14 protein-coding genes are annotated in these 18331 nt (G+C 54.2%); 9 read left to right on the top strand and 5 right to left on the bottom strand.

Annotated features, from left to right (window positions below; all coding sequences use genetic code 11):
- Positions 1-58 precede the first annotated feature (58 nt).
- Complete coding sequence (gene paaZ / locus K7H08_RS10385) at positions 59-2101, top strand: phenylacetic acid degradation bifunctional protein PaaZ (RefSeq protein WP_231657866.1); 2043 nt, start codon at positions 59-61, stop codon at positions 2099-2101.
- 100 nt (positions 2102-2201) lie between these two features.
- Here the strand turns inward: paaZ and K7H08_RS10380 are convergent, their stop codons facing one another.
- The 4 genes from K7H08_RS10380 to K7H08_RS10365 form a co-directional block, all read right to left on the bottom strand.
- Complete coding sequence (locus K7H08_RS10380; protein WP_038479103.1) at positions 2202-3497, bottom strand: TRAP transporter large permease; 1296 nt, start codon at positions 3495-3497, stop codon at positions 2202-2204.
- Entirely contained in the window at positions 3490-4032 is a 543-nt protein-coding gene (locus tag K7H08_RS10375) for a TRAP transporter small permease (RefSeq protein ID WP_231657865.1), read from the bottom strand. The genes K7H08_RS10380 and K7H08_RS10375 overlap by 8 nt, the downstream gene beginning before the upstream one ends.
- Positions 4033-4062: 30 nt before the next feature.
- Positions 4063-5136 (bottom strand): TRAP transporter substrate-binding protein, encoded by a 1074-nt coding sequence (locus tag K7H08_RS10370; RefSeq protein ID WP_231657864.1) that lies wholly within the window; start codon positions 5134-5136, stop codon positions 4063-4065.
- A 358-nt stretch (positions 5137-5494) separates the two neighbouring features.
- Entirely contained in the window at positions 5495-5983 is a 489-nt protein-coding gene (locus tag K7H08_RS10365) for a MarR family winged helix-turn-helix transcriptional regulator (RefSeq protein WP_038479112.1), read from the bottom strand.
- A 479-nt stretch (positions 5984-6462) separates the two neighbouring features.
- Between K7H08_RS10365 and K7H08_RS10360 the strand changes: the two genes are divergently transcribed.
- The 7 genes from K7H08_RS10360 to K7H08_RS10330 all read left to right on the top strand — a co-directional run bounded on the left by K7H08_RS10360 (position 6463) and on the right by K7H08_RS10330 (position 13876).
- Positions 6463-7431 (top strand): MBL fold metallo-hydrolase, encoded by a 969-nt coding sequence (locus K7H08_RS10360; protein WP_231657863.1) that lies wholly within the window; start codon positions 6463-6465, stop codon positions 7429-7431.
- Positions 7432-7506: 75 nt separating this feature from the next.
- Positions 7507-9237 carry an FAD-dependent oxidoreductase gene (locus K7H08_RS10355; protein WP_231657862.1) on the top strand — a complete coding sequence of 577 codons (1731 nt, stop codon included), beginning with the start codon at positions 7507-7509 and terminating at the stop codon, positions 9235-9237.
- Positions 9224-9421 carry a DUF2783 domain-containing protein gene (locus K7H08_RS10350; RefSeq protein WP_231657861.1) on the top strand — a complete coding sequence of 66 codons (198 nt, stop codon included), beginning with the start codon at positions 9224-9226 and terminating at the stop codon, positions 9419-9421. Before K7H08_RS10355 ends, K7H08_RS10350 begins: the two co-directional genes overlap by 14 nt.
- A gap of 85 nt (positions 9422-9506) precedes the next feature.
- Positions 9507-10814 carry a homogentisate 1,2-dioxygenase gene (hmgA, locus tag K7H08_RS10345; protein ID WP_231657860.1) on the top strand — a complete coding sequence of 436 codons (1308 nt, stop codon included), beginning with the start codon at positions 9507-9509 and terminating at the stop codon, positions 10812-10814.
- A 36-nt stretch (positions 10815-10850) separates the two neighbouring features.
- Positions 10851-11870, top strand: a complete 1020-nt coding sequence (locus tag K7H08_RS10340; protein WP_095603566.1) for a fumarylacetoacetate hydrolase family protein — start codon at positions 10851-10853, stop codon at positions 11868-11870.
- A gap of 35 nt (positions 11871-11905) precedes the next feature.
- Positions 11906-12550 carry a maleylacetoacetate isomerase gene (gene maiA / locus K7H08_RS10335; RefSeq protein ID WP_038479129.1) on the top strand — a complete coding sequence of 215 codons (645 nt, stop codon included), beginning with the start codon at positions 11906-11908 and terminating at the stop codon, positions 12548-12550.
- A 135-nt stretch (positions 12551-12685) separates the two neighbouring features.
- Positions 12686-13876 carry a multidrug effflux MFS transporter gene (locus K7H08_RS10330; protein ID WP_231657859.1) on the top strand — a complete coding sequence of 397 codons (1191 nt, stop codon included), beginning with the start codon at positions 12686-12688 and terminating at the stop codon, positions 13874-13876.
- 71 nt (positions 13877-13947) lie between these two features.
- Here the strand turns inward: K7H08_RS10330 and K7H08_RS10325 are convergent, their stop codons facing one another.
- A complete protein-coding gene (locus K7H08_RS10325) occupies positions 13948-17463 on the bottom strand; it encodes an indolepyruvate ferredoxin oxidoreductase family protein (RefSeq protein WP_231657858.1) in 3516 nt (1171 codons plus the stop codon).
- A gap of 177 nt (positions 17464-17640) precedes the next feature.
- Between K7H08_RS10325 and K7H08_RS10320 the strand changes: the two genes are divergently transcribed.
- A complete protein-coding gene (locus K7H08_RS10320; RefSeq protein ID WP_231657857.1) occupies positions 17641-18123 on the top strand; it encodes an Lrp/AsnC family transcriptional regulator in 483 nt (160 codons plus the stop codon).
- The last annotated feature ends 208 nt before the right edge of the window (positions 18124-18331 follow it).

Here is an 18331-nt window from a genome sequence, read left to right as displayed (position 1 = left end):
CCTACTTCCAAGCCGGCGACTGCGTCGGCTTTGTTTATGTTGTACGGGAGAACACGCAATGCCAGTTTTGCAAAGTTACATCGCAGGCCAGTGGCTCGGACAAACCGAGTCCAAAGCCCTTATCAGCGCCATCAACGGCACCACCGTTGCGCATACTCACCAAGAAGAGATCAATTTCCGCGAAGCGGTGGCGTACGCCCGCAACACCGGCGTGAAGAACATTCTGGCGCTGGATTTTCAGCAGCGGGCCGCCATTCTTAAGGCGCTGGCCGCCTATATCCAAGAGCGTAAGCGTGAGCTCTATGCCATCTCTCACCACACCGGCTGCACCAAGGCCGACTCCTGGATCGACATCGACGGCGGTTTCGGCACCCTGTTTACCTACGCTTCCACGGGCCGCAAGGAACTGCCCTCAGGCAATGTGGCCCACGAAGGCCCAGTGACCCAATTAGGCAAAGAGAACCACTTCAACGGCACCCACATTCTGGTACCCCGCCGCGGCGTCTCGGTGCATATTAATGCGTTCAACTTCCCTATCTGGGGTATGTTGGAGAAGTTCGCGCCCGCCTTTCTGGCAGGCATGCCGTGTATCTTCAAACCGGCAACGGCGACGAGCTACTTAACCGAAGCCGCCGTACGCGTCATCAACGATTCTGGCCTGCTGCCGGAAGGTGCGCTGCAACTAGTGATCGGTGGAGCCGGTGACCTACTCGACCACCTGGAAGAGCAGGACTTTGTCACCTTTACCGGCTCGGCAAGCACTGCCCTAATGCTGAAAAGCCACCCTAACATCATGGCCAAGAGCATTCCGTTTAACGCCGAGGCGGACTCGCTCAACAGCGCCATTATGGCGCCAGATGTAAGTCCTGAAGACGAAGAGTTCGAGATTTTTGCCAAAGAAGTGGTCAAGGAGATGACCGCCAAGTCAGGCCAGAAATGCACCGCGATCCGCCGAATTTTAGTGCCTGCCGAGCATCTCGATGCATTGGCAGACACAATCACGGCGCGCCTTGCCAACATCGTCGTCGGTGATCCTCATCAAGAAGGCGTGCGCATGGGCGCACTCTCTTCCCGTGACCAGTTGAGAGACGTGAATCATGCGATCGAACAGCTGCTGGAAACTAGTGAGTGCGTCTTTGGCAGAGACGGCAGCTTCAAACCTGTCGGCCAGGAGGTGGAAAACGGCGCGTTCATCTCTCCTCACTTACTGATCAACCGCAACCCACTGAACGACGGTGGTGCGCACGACATCGAAGCTTTCGGTCCCGTCGCGACGCTAATGCCCTACAACGGCATCGACGAAGCTTTAACCATCGCCGCCAAAGGCAAGGGCAGCCTAGTAACCACGCTGACCACCAAAGACCCCGCCATTGCTGCTAAAATGATCCCCGTGCTGGCCGCCCAGCATGGCCGCTTGCAGATTCTGGATGCCCAGGCAGCCAAGGAGTCCACTGGTCACGGCTCTCCGCTACCGATGCTCAAGCATGGCGGCCCCGGCCGCGCAGGCGGCGGCGAAGAGCTCGGCGGTATTCGTGCTGTTCACCATTACCTACAACGCACCGCCATTCAGGGCTCTCCGACCATGCTCGCGGCCGTCACAGGGGAGTATGTGCGTGGCGCGAAGGTGATCGAGAACGATATTCATCCGTTCCGCCGCCATTTCGACGACCTGCAGGTTGGCGAGTCACTGTTAACCCACCGCCGCACCGTCACTGAAGCCGATATCGTCAATTTTGGCTGCCTTTCCGGCGACCACTTTTACATGCACTTCGACGACATTGCCGCGAAAGAGACCCAATTTGGCCAACGCATTGCCCACGGCTACTTTGTACTTTCAGCAGCCGCTGGCTTGTTCGTTTACCCAGGTGAAGGTCCCGTATTAGCTAACTACGGCCTGGATACGCTGCGCTTTATTACGCCTGTGCTGGTTGGCGACACCATCCGCGCTCGCCTCACCTGTAAGCGTAAGATTGACCAGGGCCGGGCATCTCCTGACGGCCACCCGCAAGGCGTGGTGATGTGGGACGTGGCAGTGACCAATCAACATGATGAGCTGGTCGCCAGCTATGACATTCTAACGCTGGTCGCAAAGCGCCAGTAACGGCTCAGCCTAATAGCCAGACATAAAAGCAAGGCAAAAAAAATGACAGGGCAAACGCCCTGTCATCTTTTTGTATCGTACGAAAGTTAATAAAAGCGTTTTAATACATCAGTCGTGGTAGGAACAGCACGATGGCGGGGAAGATAAGCACCAACAACGCACGTATGGTACCCGCAACCCAGAAAGGGGTGACGCCACGGAAGATTGTGCCTGTGGATACGTCCGGCAATACGGCTCGCAATACGAACACGTTCATACCGACGGGAGGTGTTATCAGGCTAATCTCAATGACGATAACGACCAGAATGCCAAACCATACCAAGTCATAACCCAGCCCCGCCACTACCGGGAAAAATACCGGTACGGTGAGCAGCAGCATCGACATACTTTCGAACACACAGCCCAGTACGACATAGATCGCGATAATCACCAGGATGACCACAAAAGGCGCAACATTCAGGCCATTAACCAGTGCTAGCAGGTCGCCAGGCAGCCCCGCACGGTTGATGAAGTTGGCGAAAATCAGCGCCGTTAGTACCACGGCAAACAGCATCGCGGTGGTGCGCACGGTGTCCATTAACACGTTCATTAACACTTGTGGGGTCAGTGCCCGACGCATTAGCGCGATTAAGAAAGCGCCCATTGCACCGATACCGGCCGCCTCAGTGGGCGTAAACACCCCGAGGTAAATACCGCCAATCACCAGTACAAACAGTGCTAGCGTACTGCCTACGCTTTTTAGCGCCTTGATCCGTTCTGGCCATGGCACTTTCTCTGCCGCAGGGCCAGCGGTGGGGTCGCGCCAAAGCACCCACTTGATGGCACCAATATAAAGAAAGATGCCAAGAATGCCGGGGATAAAGCCAGCGGCAAAAAGCTCGCGGATACTGGTTTCGGTCAGGATCCCATAAATCACCAGCATGACGCTGGGTGGTATCAAGATACCCAAGGTGCCACCCGCCGCGATGGAAGCGGCAGCCAGTGAATCCTTATAGCCATATTTGCGCATTTGCGGCATGGCGACTCGGCCCATGGTGGCACACGTCGCTAAGCTCGATCCGCATATCGCGCTAAAACCACCGCAAGCGACAATTGTCGCCATTGCCTGACCACCCTTACGGTGACCTAGGAAACCATTTGATGCTCGAAACAAGGCATCGGACAGGCCTGCATGAGAAACAAAGTTACCCATTAGAATGAACAATGGAATCACCGACAGGCCATAATCCATGGCGGTGTCTACTACCCGGCGCGCCGCCATTGCTTCAGCAGCATTCCAGTTACCCGTTAATAGATAGAACCCGGCGAAACCAACGATCCCCATCGCGAACGCCAGTGGCACACGCAGGAACACAAGTATTAACAATACTGCGAAACCGTACAACGCTTCAGTCATGGGGCTCTCCTATACTTAATGGGCCACCTTTTTCGATTACCTTAAGCCCCTCAAGCAGGTAGAAACCGGCTCGTATAAGGGTCAGTAGTGCTGAAAGCGCGAGCATGATGGCGATCAGCCCGATCAGATAGCCATAGGGAATGCGCAAAAATTCCGTCACATCTCCCCATGAAAAAGCGCGTTCTGCCAGTGCCCATACACGCTGCGCCATCACCCAAAGAGCCGCCGTTACGATCAGATTGACGATCACCTCACGTAGCCAAATAAGTTTTGCAGGAAATATCGCATCGAGCAGGTCAACGCTGACATGCTCTTGACGCCAACAAACGACTGGCAGCGACAGGAATACCAATGCCGCCAACATCAGCTGGGTTAATTCAATAGCCCCTAGAATGGGGGAATTAAAAAAGTAGCGGCCGCCTACGTCAGCAGTGGTCAACAGCATCATGCCAAAGAGGGTAGCGCCAGCCACCCCCTCTAATATCAGCTGCAGAACCCGACTAACGCGCGTAGCACGTGCCATTTGGGTTTGCATGGTCACTCTCCATCTAGCGCCAGTGGGGATTTACTTTGCGTCGTCTGGTACTAATTCGTCTGGCACTAGACTGCTAACGCTCTCTTCTTCCGCTGCAGCAACGAGTTGCTCACGATAGAACTCGATAGCGGCCATCGCATCTACGTTACGGTTCTCTGAAACAGACTCAGCCCACTCAGCAATCATGCTGTCACTCATGCTTTTCAGCGTATTGAGATCTTCGTCACCGAGTTTGGTAAAGGTATGGCCAAGCTCTTCGGCAAAGTCGACGCCCCGGACATCCACGACATCCATCATGTAACCGAACAGACGCGACAAGCGCTCACCAGAGACGGATTCAACGGCTTCACGATCTTCGGGCGACATTTCATCCCAGATCATCGGGTTGACGACGATAGTGAAGCTGCCGCGGTAGAAACCGCCGTCTACCGTGAGGGTGTAGGGGAAAATCTCTGCGACACGGAAGCTGCGCAGCCCTTCAGGAACAAGCATGGCCCCATCGATGACGCCCTGAGAACCTGCTTCATAAACGCCTGTGGGCGGCAATGCGACACCGGTTAGCTCTAGGGCATTGGAGAGATCGCCCATCACGCCACCGCCAACCCGAATGCGCTTACCTTTAAGGTCTTCTAAGGTTTCATACTGCTCGCTGCTGAAGATCCAGCCAGGCCCGTGGACACCGGCAGCAACAACATCTACACCACGGTGTTCACCAGCGGCTGCCAGGTACTCTTGGTGCGTTTGCCAATAGGCACTTGAGGCATTTTCTGATGAGAACTCTTGAAAGGTAGGAAACTCCGGCAGCTTGGTTAACTGAAAGCGGCCAGTGTTATAGCCGTGAAAAACCCAGGTAGCATCAGCGATACCATCGGCGACCATCTCCATTTGTGACGCTGGGGGTCCCATATCATGTATCACGTCTACGGTTACGCGACCTTCTGTTGCCTCTTCAATCCACGCTTTCCACGTAGGCCATACAATGGTGTTGATGCCGTGATTAGGGCCCGCCCAGGTACTCACGGTGATGGTCGTTTGCGCCAAGGCGGTGGTGCTCAGCGTTGCAGCGGCGATAGCGCCAATCATCAGGTTTGTTGTTTTATTCACTTTTCTTTCCTCTGGTCGTCACGAAGTGGAAGCGCAAAACATGATACTTTATTTTTATCTTTTACAAATCTAGTGAATCACGTTATTTATCACAATGCCTGCAGATACGTGGATCATGCAACGACCCATCGACTAATAGATGTTAATACTTAAGTATTAATCTTGATATAATTATTAATTTACAAATAGTTATATAAAAAATGGCCGCCTTCCTAAGTCATTACCAGCGGCTATTAGAAGATCATTTAGAGCCCATCTTTTGTTACAAAAATCACATCATTATTGATATCAATGACACGCCTCTGACGGAATATGGGCACTTTCTACTATCTTGGCTGGTCTTTCCTGTGTCTCGCTTTTAACCAATTCTCTCCAACTGGCGCTCAAGCTTGCGCATGGTATTGAGCAAGTCACGATATTCGCCAACGCTTAGGGTCGATACCAGATCGGCTTCCCACGCCTGAGCTTCAGGTACTAACTTATTAAGCAGCTCTTGCCCTGCATCTGTCAGATGTAAGTCATGCAGTCGCTGGTCTTGCTGGGATGGCATGCGGCTTATCAGTCCACGTTCTTCCAGCGACTGAATAGCCCGAGACACGCGTGCCTTATCCATATTGGTGTAGGCACACACCTTCTTAGCGGTTAAATCATCACAGTGGCTAAGCCACGCAAGTACACGCCACTGGGCAATGTTGAGCTCATAAGACTCGGCATATAGCTTCTCTAACGCCTGACTGATGCGGTCAGCTAAGCGGTTAAGCTGATAGGGTAAAAATTGGTTGAGATCCAGCTCTGCCCTGGCTGAAGACTCCTGAGGCGCATCGCTTGCGGCTTTATCCATCGTCATTTTGTTTCTCCTAGAGCCACCGTTTAATCAGGGGTGATGATGATAAAAATCAGCACCATAGCTGGGAATATGGGCACCAGCAACGCGCCTATCATACTGACCACCTTGAGGAAGAGAGTCCTCTTAGCTCCATCCAATAACGCTGTTTCGAATAAAACGACTCACCGTTTACTCGCCTTTATCAAACAAAAATGTCATCAGCGTTAGGTTGCCAACGCTCAGGGCTAGCCCTGTCAGAATAAGCCAAAACAGTGCCGACAGATACTCTCTCTTGCAACTAATTTGCCGATTTTAATTATTATACTTAGGTATTATCTTGCAATAATCATCTGATTTATTGAGAGTTATTGTCGAATTCATGCATAAGGACGCCTGACTCGCCTATGGAGTACTGGACATTTAGTTTCATTAGAAACTATCCTCCTGACATACAACATTCCAATAAACACCTGAACCACCCTGTTAGCACCGGAGATACCATGAGTAAGAAATTCGCGTCCCATGCCGATACCGAAGAGAAACAAATCAGTTTTACCAAGCTGGCAGAGGGGCTCTATGCTTACACGGCCGAAGGTGACCCCAATACGGGCATAGTGATTGGCGATGACAGCGTGATGGTCATCGACACCCAGGCAACGCCGATCATGGCCCAGGACGTTATCCGCCGTATCCGCGAGGTGACTGACCTACCGATTAAGCATGTGGTCATGACCCATTACCATGCCGTGCGTGTTCTCGGCGCTTCCGCATACGATGCCGAGAATATCTACGCTAGCCAGAACACCTATGACCTGATTGTCGAGCGTGGTCAGCAAGACTATGAATCCGAGGTTGGCCGCTTCCCACGCCTGTTCAAAGGGGTCGATTCTGTGCCTGGGTTGACCTGGCCAACCATCGTCTTCCAGGAAAAACTGACGGTGTTTATGGGCGAGCGTGAGGTGCAGATCATTCACCTTGGCCGCGGACACACCAAGGGCGACACCGTTGTCTGGTTACCGAAAGAAAAAATCATGTTTTCCGGTGACCTCGTTGAGTATGGCGCTACCCCATACACCGGCGATGCTTACCATGAGGACTGGCCTACAACACTTGATCACTTACAGGCCATGCAGCCCCAGAAGCTCGTTCCCGGCCGTGGCGATGCGCTGCAAACTGCCGAACAGTGCCAGGAAGCCATTCAAGGCACCCGCGACTTCTTGAATGATATGTATGGAAGCGTCAAAGCCGGGAAGGCGGCGGGTAAATCACTCTCCGAGTGCTACGCAGAGACCTATGCGGTTCTGAAACCGAAGTATGGCCACTGGGTCATCTTCGATCACTGTGTGCCTTTCGATATCACTCGCTGCTATGACGAAGCAGGTGGCGAATACCCTGATCCACGTATCTGGACGGCAGAGCGCGATACCGCTATGTGGCACTCCCTGCAGGACGCCGTCGAAAATCAGTAAGTGCTTACTAGAGACACCCACTGATCATGCCCAGCTGTCGGGTGTAATGCACCCGACGCTGTAGGGGAGCAATAGATGCCAACAACCTATAAAAATCCTGTCTATCCTTACCGACGCCCGTCTGAACTTGATGTTCAAGGTGTTCGCCATTACCCAGTGGTGATTGTCGGTGCCGGACCTAGCGGTCTCGCTGCCGCCATTGATCTGGCTAAGCAGGGCATTCACTCAATTGTCCTGGACGATAACAACACCGTTAGCGTGGGGTCGCGAGCGCTATGTTTTGCCAAGCGATCACTGGAAATTATTGACCGCTTAGGGTGCGTCGAGCCGATGCTTGAAAAAGGCGTCACTTGGCAACATGGCCGCGTTTTCTTTCAGGATCGTGAGGTCTATGACTTCAACCTGCTGCCAGAAGATGGCCACCGCATTCCCGCCTTTATCAACTTGCAGCAGTATTACTTTGAAGAGTTTCTGGTCAACCGCGCCCACGACTTTGCTGAGCAAATTGATCTTCGCTGGAAACATAAGGTCATTGATGTCGATGCTCAGCCTGACAGCACCGCCCTCACAGTCTCGACTCAGGATGGTGATTACCAGTTGACCTGTGACTACCTTCTTGTCTCGGATGGCGCCAACAGCCGCATCCGCGACATGTTGGGCCTTGAGTGCAAAGGCCAGGTATTTCAAGACCGCTTCCTGATCGCTGATGTGGTGATGAAAGCTGACTTCCCAACAGAGCGCTGGTTTTGGTTTGACCCACCCTTCCATCCCAATCAATCGGTGTTGCTGCACAAAGAGCCGGACAACGTTTGGCGTATCGACTTCCAGCTAGGCTGGGACGCTGACCCGGAAGAGGAAAAGAAAGAAGAGAACATTCGCCCGCGCGTGCAGGCAATGCTTGGCCAAGACGTGGAGTTTGAGCTTGAGTGGGCCAGTGTTTACACCTTCCGTTGCCGTAAGATGGATAACTTCATTCATCACAGCGTGATATTTATGGGCGATGCGGCTCATCAGGTATCACCCTTTGGTGCCAGGGGTGCGAATGGTGCCCTGCAGGGCGTGGAAAACTTAGCCTGGAAACTGGCTCGCGTTCTCAAAGCCCAGGCGCCGAAAGTACTATTGTCCACGTATAACACCGAGCGCCAGCACGGCGCGGCAGAAAACCTGCTTAACTCTACCCGTGCCACTGACTTTATTACCCCGAAGAGCCATATCAGCCAAGTATTCCGCGATGTGACGTTGGAACTGGCGGAGAAACATGCCTTCGCACGCAGCCTAGTCAACAGCGGCCGCCTTTCCATGCCGTGTCGCTATGACAGCTCACCGCTTAATACGCCCGATGCTGATGGTGGCCCAAGCGAGGTGCGCCCTGGCAGCCCAACCAAAGACGCGCCTATTCGATTGGGCGAACAGAACGCCTGGCTACTCAATCAGTTTGGTAATGATTTTACGTTACTGCTTGACGGCCGCGTTGAGGATGAGCATGCCGCCACATTATTCAAAGACCTGGGTGTCCTGCTAGACCGCTGCCTTGATGTAAACCTAGTGATCGTTGGCCCCACGCCACATGTGCTTAGCACGTTACCGCGCACTACCGTCGTGGATGATGTTGAAGGGTTAGTGACGCAACGCTACGGCCTGAAAGCTGGTGGTGGATACCTTATCCGTCCTGACCAGCACATTGCTGCTCGCTGGCACGCTATCACTGCCCAACAGGTTGAAGACGCATTATACCGCGCGCTGGGCGTTTATCTTGCGGGTGCCGCTGACACTACTTTCCAGGAAAGTTGCCATGCAAAGGCTTGAACTGACCCCCAATTTCACTGATCCGGACGCCTTTTACGCTGCGCTCACCGCGCTACATCGCGACCGCAGCGAGGCAGAGAGCGAGCGCATCAATGCGCGCCTGATCCTGTTACTGGCTAATCATATCGGCGACCAAACCGTGCTTGAAGAAGCGATTTCTCATGCGGTTGGTGATGGCGATTAATCGCCGCGTCTTAGATCTATAAAAAGATAGGTCTATAAAAAGATAGCTTTATTTAAGTAACGTTCAAACAAAGCGGGTCTTAACAATGACTGAACAATTGAAGTATCAAAATGGCTTTCATAATCACTTTTCAAGCGAAGCGCTGCCGAGTGCACTGCCGATTGGGCAAAACTCACCGCAAAAGTGCGCTTACGGCTTATACGCAGAACAACTCACTGGTTCAGCATTCACTGCGCCCCGGCATCAAAACTTTCGTAGCTGGCTTTACCGCATTCGCCCTTCGGTTGTTCAGAGCGCGTATCAGCCACTGGAAAATAACAACGTACACACAGCCCCGCTAGACAAGCCCGCAGCGGACCCTAACCAAATGCGCTGGGATCCCGTTTCGATACCGGATGCACCGACTGATTTTATCGATGGCTTGTTTACCATTGCAGTCAACGGGGATGCGGGAACCCAAGCTGGCGTGGGCGTACATGTCTATACGTTCAATGAAGACATGACCGAGCGGTTTTTCTACAACGCTGACGGGGAACTGCTCTTCGTTCCGCAGATGGGGGCTATTCGTCTACGCACCGAGTTTGGTGAACTCGAGATCGATAACGGTGAAATTGCCGTTATTCCACGTGGCGTGAAGTTCCAAGTGCGTAAAGCACAGGGTGTTGACGCTGCACGGGGGTATATTTGCGAGAACTACGGCAGTCCTTTAGAGCTACCCGGCCTCGGCCCCATCGGGGCTAACGGTTTAGCCAACCCGCGTGACTTCCAAAGCCCCGTGGCAGCCTATGAAGACCTGGAAGGCGACTACCGCTTAGTGGCTAAGTTCTCTGGTCGTTTCTGGGAGACAAAGCTCAACCATTCGCCGTTAGATGTGGTGGCGTGGCACGGCAACTGCGCGCCGTATAAATATAATCTCGCTAACTTCAACACCATCAATACGGTGAGCTTCGACCATCCTGATCCGTCAATCTTTACCGTATTGACGTCACCCTCCGATACGCCGGGAATGGCCAATCTTGATTTTGTGATCTTCCCGCCGCGCTGGATGGTTGCCGAGAACACCTTCAGGCCGCCATGGTTCCATCGCAACCTGATGAGCGAGTTTATGGGGCTTATTCATGGCGAATACGATGCGAAAGCGGAAGGCTTCACTCCAGGTGGTGCTAGCCTGCACAATTCAATGTCACCACACGGCCCGGATGCTGAAACATTTGAGAAAGCTTCCAACGCTGAGCTGAAGCCACAGTTCCTGGGGGATACGCTGGCCTTCATGTTTGAAAGCCGCTACTTCTTCCACCCAACCCCTGCGGCTCTGGATGCTGACTTCCGCCAACGTGACTATGTGGATGTTTGGTCAACGCTGCGTTCGCACTTCAACCCAAACCAGCCCTAAAACTTATCGCCCCCTGACGACAAGGATTGAATGACCATGAAACTTGCAACACTTAACAAAGGCCGCGACGGCGAACTCATCATCGTCTCCCGTGACCTCTCCCGCGCGGTGAGCGCTGTTGATATTGCTCCCACACTTCAGGCGGCCCTTGAAAGCTGGGAAGCCGTTAGCCCTCAGCTTGAAGAACGCTACGTACAACTGAATAGTGGTGATGCCGACGGCGCTTTTGAGCTTGATCAACGTAAGCTGCACTCTCCGTTACCACGTGCCTATCAGTGGGCCGACGGCTCCGCCTATCTGAACCACGTCCAACTGGTACGCCAGGCGCGTAATGCCGAGATGCCCGAAACGTTCTGGACCGATCCGCTTATGTACCAGGGCGGTAGCGACTGCTTCCTGGCGCCCACCGAAGATATCGAGGCGGTGAGTGAAGAGCATGGCATCGACTTTGAAGGTGAGATTGCGGTCATTACCGATGATGTACCGATGGCTGTCACCCCCGAGGAAGCCGCCAAGCACATTAAACTAATAATGCTGGTTAACGATGTCAGCCTGCGCGGCCTGATTCCAGGCGAACTGGCGAAGGGCTTCGGCTTTTTCCAAGCCAAGCCTGCCTCTGCTTTTTCGCCCATCGCGGTGACCCCAGATGAACTAGGCGATGCTTGGCAAGAAGGCAAAGTGCACCTGCCGCTGACCGTGCACCTGAATGACGAGAAGTTTGGCGAGCCAGAAGCCGGGCCAGATATGATTTTCAGCTTCCCACAGTTGGTTGCCCATGCGGCTAAAACCCGCTACCTCGGCGCGGGCGCTGTGATTGGCTCTGGCACGGTTTCCAACCCAGACCCCCACGGCGGCCCTGGAAAGCCAGTGGCTGACGGCGGCGTCGGCTATAGCTGCTTGGCTGAAGTACGTATGGTCGAGCAGATACTGTACGGCCAGGTGAAAACTCCCTTTATGCGCTTTGGCGACCGGGTACGCATCGAGATGTTTGACCGCGATGGTAACAACGTATTTGGTACCATCGATCAGCAAGTCGTAAAGTACCAGCCCAAATAAAAGCAATATGAGAAAGACAACATAAGGAAGGCAACATGACGACGCTCTACGGCTATTTCCGCTCGTCGGCTGCTTACCGGGTGCGGATCGCTTTAAACCTGAAAGGCCTGGACTACGATCAGGTTCCGGTCAATTTGGTGAAAGGCGAGCAGCGGGGTGGCGAGCATCTAACTCGCAACCCTCAGGGGATGGTGCCTAGCCTGGTACTGGACGATAGCTCAGTAGTTAACCAGTCGCTGGCGATCTGCGAGTATCTCGATGAGATACACCCCAAGCCTGCGCTGCTACCGGCTGATGCCTTAGCGCGCGCAAGGGTTCGTGCGCTTGCCCTGTCGGTGGCTTGCGAGATTCACCCACTCAACAACCTGCGGGTGCTCAAGTATCTCGTCAGTGAACTGGGGGTGGATGAGGCGGCCAAGTTAGCCTGGTATCGCCACTGGATTACCGAGGGCTTCGCAGCCCTGGAAGCGACGCTCTCTACTGACCCCAGCAGCAGCGACTTTTGCCATGGCGACACCCCAACGCTTGCGGATATCTGCCTGATTCCACAGGTGTATAACGCAGAGCGCTTCGAGTGCGATTTGTCAGCCTACCCGACGATCCAGCGTATCGCTGCCAATTGTCGTTCGCTGCCAGCCTTCGAAAAAGCCGCCCCCGGAGCACAGCCTGACGCCAACTAAGCTGAAGCCAAGCCCAATAAAGCGATACTATTAAGCTATACTAAGCAGGCTAACATAAGCGGGCGTCTTTCCACTCGGGAAGGCGCCCGACTCGTGTCCGAAGGGGCATCACATCCAACCAAAAGGAGTTAAGGGGTGCTAAAGCTGCCCTCTACCGCCACCGTAGTGGCACTGGCCTCGGTGACTGCACTCGGCCCGCTGGCGACGGATATGTATTTGCCAGCCATGCCCGCGATGGCAGAAGCGCTGAATACTGGCCCAGACCGAATACAGCTGACCCTTAGCCTCTATATGGCTGGATTCGCTCTGGCCCAACTAGTGTGCGGGCCAATCTCTGATCGCTTTGGCCGCCGCCCGGTGATGATCGCGGGCTTATCGCTGTTTCTCGCTGCGAGCCTACTGTGTGCCTGGGCGCCGAGCGTCGAGTGGTTGCTGGTAGGCCGCTTCCTACAGGCCTTCGGCGGTGCTGCTGGGCCGGTATTAGCACGGGCATCGGTGCGTGATATTCATGGCCCTATCGAGGCTGGGCGCATTCTCTCCTATATGGCAAGCACGATGGCCCTCGCCCCTGCTCTGGCCCCTGTGGTGGGTGCAGGGTTACTGCTGTTTTTTGGCTGGGAATCAGTGTTCGTGGTGCTGGCGCTCTACGCGGCAGTGATGCTGGCGGTGCTGATATTTATGCTACCCGAGCCGTTGGCGAAGGAGCGACGGCAATCGATCCACCCGAAAACAGTACTGGCTAACTTCCGCTTACTACTGACTCAGCGTGCCTTTATCGGCTACACCTTGGTGAATGCGGCCGCGTTCTCCGGGCTATTCGCGTATCTTTCGGGCTCATCTTTTGTCCTCATCGAATACCTGGGTGTCGCGCCTACGTTGTATGGCGTGCTGTTCACGCTGATTGTCGCGGGCTTCTTCTTCGGCACGCTGGTCAGCGGCCGCTATAGCCACCGCCTAGGTCGTGATCGCCTCGTTACTTTGGGCAGCGTAATCTGCGCAACTGGGGGCGTCGTCATGGCGGGCTTGGCCACCGTTGGCGTTCATCATCCGTGGGCGGTGGTGGGGCCGCATATGGTGTTCATGCTGGGAGTAGGCATTTTGATGCCACAAACAATGGCCGGTGCACTGGCGCCCAACCCCCAATGTGCAGGCGCAGCGTCTTCTTTGTTTGGTTTTCTGCAAATGACGATTGCCGCTGTGGTAGGTGGATTAGTCGGGCAATTCCACGACGGCAGCTCGCGCACCATGGCCTTGACGATTGGGCTGATGGGGCTGCTCGCCTTACTAAGCCACTGGCTGCTGGTACGCCGCCGAAAAGAGGCGTAGCTGAATCACTGTCTCGCTACCTAGCAAAAGGCCACGCATTGCGTGGCCTTTTTTACCTATATTGAGTTGCCTTAAGCAGCTTCAACAGCGATGGTTTTCGAGCGACCTTCACGTAGTTCCTTCAACAACGTCTCGCGGCGCTCGTTGGCTTTCTCAGCGGCAGTTTCGCGGACTGGCCCGAAACCACGAATCTCTTCCGGCAGCTTAGCAAGCGCTAAGGCCGTGGCGTGATTCGTGCCATCAAGACGAGTCACTAACTCATCAATCAACTGCTCGTAGCCAGCCAATAAAGCGCGGTCGAGCTTACGATCAGCGCTGAAGCGGAAAGGGTCAAGCGCCGTGTTGCGCAAACCTCGCATCTTGGCCAGCGCGCCCATTGCCTTCAGCACCCAGGGTCCGAAACGGCGCTTCACCGGACGCCCTTGCGCATCTTTACGACCACCCAGCAGCGGCGGTGCCAAATGGAAGGTTAGCTGGTAATCACCCGAGAACGTTGCTTTGACCTCATCCAGAAAATCGCTCTGAGTGTAAAGGCGCGCCACTTCATACTCATCTTTATACGCCATCAAGCGATAAAGCTGATGGGCGACGGCTTCACTCAACGATTGGCCACCGTTTAGTGCTGCTTCGGCCTCACGCACTTTCGCTACTTGGGTAACGTAACGCTCAGCCCAGGCACGGTTCTGATAGCGCTCCAGGTGGCGACTATTACGCGCAACCACGTCGTCCAGTGTGGCATTCGCGGACAGTGGCAGCGTGTCCAAATGCTGCTGAAGGTAGTCGGGCTCCACCGCTGCTAAGCGTCCCCAGGCAAACGCCTGACGGTTCTTCTCAACGGCGACGCCATTAAGCTCTAGCGCACGCTGCAGCGCAGGTTCAGAAAGTGGCACCAGCCCCTGCTGCCAGGCAAATCCCAGCATCATCATATTGGAAAATACCGTATCGCCTAGCAGCTGTTCGGCTAGGCGATTGGCATCCAGAGAAGCAAAGCGTTCATCTCCTACCGCTTCACGCAACATGTTAAGGCGCTTACTGGGCTGCATATCCGCATCGCGATAAAGGACATAATCCGCCGTGGCTAGCTCGGCCAGATTCGCCACGATACGCGTGGTCGGCTGCAGCACATTCAGTGCTTTCTGCGAACTCGCCACGACCATATCGCAAGCGATCATCGCATCGGCCTGACCGGCTTCGATACGGACCTGATTCAGCTCGCTAGGCTGTGATGCCAGACGCACATAGCTAAGGACTGCCCCGCCTTTTTGCGCAAACCCCATAAAGTCGAGCACGCTGCTGCCCTTGCCTTCCAGGTGTGCTGCCATGGTGATCAGTTGCCCGACAGTCACCACGCCTGTGCCACCAACGCCCCCCACCAGTAAGTCATAAGGGGCTGTCAAAGTGGCAATGGCAGGGTTAGGCAAATGCGCTATACGTTGCCAAAAGGCATTATCTGCGGTGACGCCTTGGCCTTTACGCAGCCCGCCGCCTTCAACAGTGACAAAACTGGGGCAAAAGCCACTGACGCAGGACATATCCTTGTTGCAGGACGACTGATCGATTTTGCGCTTACGACCTAGTTCGGTCTCGCGAGGCACCACCGATAAACAGTTGGACTGTACAGAACAATCACCACAACCTTCACAAACATGATGGTTAATGAACACCCGGCGGGCGGGGTCTTCCATCAAACCACGCTTGCGCCGACGGCGTTTTTCAGCCGCGCATGCCTGGTCATAAATCAACACGGTGCAGCCAGGAATTTCGCGCAGTTCACGCTGCAGCGTGTCCATCTCTTCGCGCCCGTGGAAGGTTACCTGCTTAGGAAACTCCTTTTCATGCCCACGGTATTTTTCGGGTTCATCACTGACCACCACTACCCGACGAACACCTTCATCCAGCGATTGCCGGGCGATCATCGGCACGTTGATTTGCCCATCCACGGGTTGACCGCCCGTCATGGCAACCGCGTCGTTGAACAGGATTTTATAGGTAATATTGACGTTGGCAGCCACTGCCTGGCGCACCGCCATTGAGCCCGAGTGAAACCAGGTGCCTTCACCTAAGTTCTGGAAAATATGGCCGTTGCCGGTAAAGCGGCTCTTGCCCACCCAGTTAACTCCTTCGCCACCCATCTGAATTAACGATTCGGTGTTGCGGCCCATCCACGACGCCATAAAATGACAGCCGATGCCCGCTAAGGCTTTACTGCCCTCCGGCACCTTGGTCGAGCTGTTGTGTGGGCAACCGGAGCAGAAATACGGCATGCGGCGCACACCACCAAGCTCCTTAACGCCGGCTTGGCAAGCGTCAACGGTTGCCAGTTTGTCGCTAAAATCAATGTTGAAAAAGCGCGCGAGACGCTCGGCGACAAAGCCTGCCAAGAGACGCGGGCCCAGCTCCCCAACAAAGGGAATCAAGGGCTTGCCAGTTTCATCCTGCTTGCCGGTCACGATCACCTCGCCAGGGTGATCGGGTTCGGACATGTACTCTTTAAGCTGACTTTCAATAATGCCGCGCTTCTCTTCAATGACCAGCACTTCGCGCTTGCCATGAATAAACTCAAGAATGCCGGGGCGATGGAGCGGCCACACCATCCCAACTTTGTATATTTCCACCCCCAATTCACGCAGCTTCGCTTCATCCAGCCCCAACAAACGCAGCGCCTCAAGTAAATCCAGGTGGCCCTTGCCTGTGGTAACCAGCCCAAATGTCGCCTGTTCTTGGCGAAATAAATACTGATCAATCGGGTTAGCGGTGGCAAACGCCTGAACGGCGGCCAGCTTGTGCTCAAGGCGGGTCTCAAGCTGCGGTCCCGGCAGGTCAGGCCAGCGGTAGTGCAGCCCGCCTTCCGGCATTTCGAAATCCGGCGTGACATATTCCGGCAAAGGTGGCACGTCCACCGATGCGCCACTTTCTACGGTTTCGGAAACGGCTTTGAACCCCACCCAGCAACCAGAGAAGCGTGAAAGTGCATAGCCCCATAGCCCAAAGCGTTCATATTCCGCCAATGAGGCAGGGCTTACGACCGGCATAAACCAGGCCATAAAGGCGACATCCGACTGGTGTGGCATGGAGGACGACACACACCCATGATCATCGCCCGCGACCACCAGCACACCACCCGTCGGTGAGCTACCGTAGGCATTACCGTGCTTTAACGCGTCGCCCGCGCGGTCAACACCTGGCCCTTTGCCATACCACATGCCGAAGACGCCTTCGACTTGCCGCTCAGGATCTGTCTCTACCTGTTGGCAACCCAGCATCATGGTAGCGGCCAGGTCTTCGTTGATCGCAGGGACAAAATCGATGTGATGCGCTTCCATAGCGGCTTTCGCCCGCCAAATTTCTTGGTCCACACCGCCTAAGGGCGAGCCACGATAGCCACTGATAAGTCCTGCCGTCTGGCGGCCATTGTGGCGATCAAGCTCCGCCTGACGTAAGGCGATGCGTACCAAGGCTTGGGTGCCAGTAAGAAAAATACGGCCTTCGCCTCGGCTATAGCGGTCGGCCAGCTGATAATTATCGAGTGCGATCTCGAGAGGCTGGGTAATAGAACCCGCCTGCTCAGCAATTGAGGGGGTTGTCATGAGAGTTCACCAGTACGGTTGAAGAGTTATGGTTGTAATACATCTGAGTCTAGCCAAGAGCGCACTAAAGGTGCTTGCTAATTAACTCTTCAAACGTCTGGTTATTAATCATTACTTTCATTTTTTTAGTTTTGACGCAATGATATTCAATAAACCACAAATAAATGAAATGGCACCATGAAAGAAGTAACCAAAGAAATCACCTTAGACAGGCATGATCAGCGCATTCTTACCCTGCTTCAGCAACAGGGGCGTATTACCAACAATGAACTCGCCGAACAGATCGGGCTCTCCCCCGCTGCCTGCTGGCGACGCGTAAAAGCCCTGGAGGAGAGTGGCGTTATCCGCCGCTTTGCAGCGTTGGTGGAACCCAGCCTAGTGGGCCAACCACTATCAGCACTGGTCATGGTGACGTTGGTTCGCCACCACATCGACAACACCGTCGAGTTCGAAAATCGCATTCTGCAATATCCAGAAGTGCTGCAGTGCTATGCCACCACCGGCAACGCCGATTTCGTATTGCGAGTAGTGATCGAGGACATGGCGGCTTACGACCGATTTCTGAATGAAAAACTCTTCACCTTGGAGGGCATTTCCCAGGTCAGCTCCAATTTCGTGCTGCGTAATATCAAAGAAGAGACCGCTATCCCGATTCGTTGAATCAGCCGATTGAGACCACCAAGCCTTACTGCCCGTTAGAATGAACCTCCAAAACTTCAAAATTAAGACTTAAGTATCAACTCAACCAACTTTAAATTAGTTGCTATTGAAACTATCTAGAGGCAAGGTAAGCGTTGTGATTTACGCCTCCTGAGAAGGCGCTACTTGCTCGGTGTTAGGCGTTACCAATAACAACACAGACGTTAAT

The sequence above is a fragment of the Halomonas sp. IOP_6 genome, from assembly GCF_021151565.1.
Classification (GTDB): domain Bacteria; phylum Pseudomonadota; class Gammaproteobacteria; order Pseudomonadales; family Halomonadaceae; genus Vreelandella; species Vreelandella alkaliphila.
The sequence above is the reverse complement of the archived record's forward strand: the minus strand, read 5'-3'. Positions and strand labels throughout refer to the sequence as shown.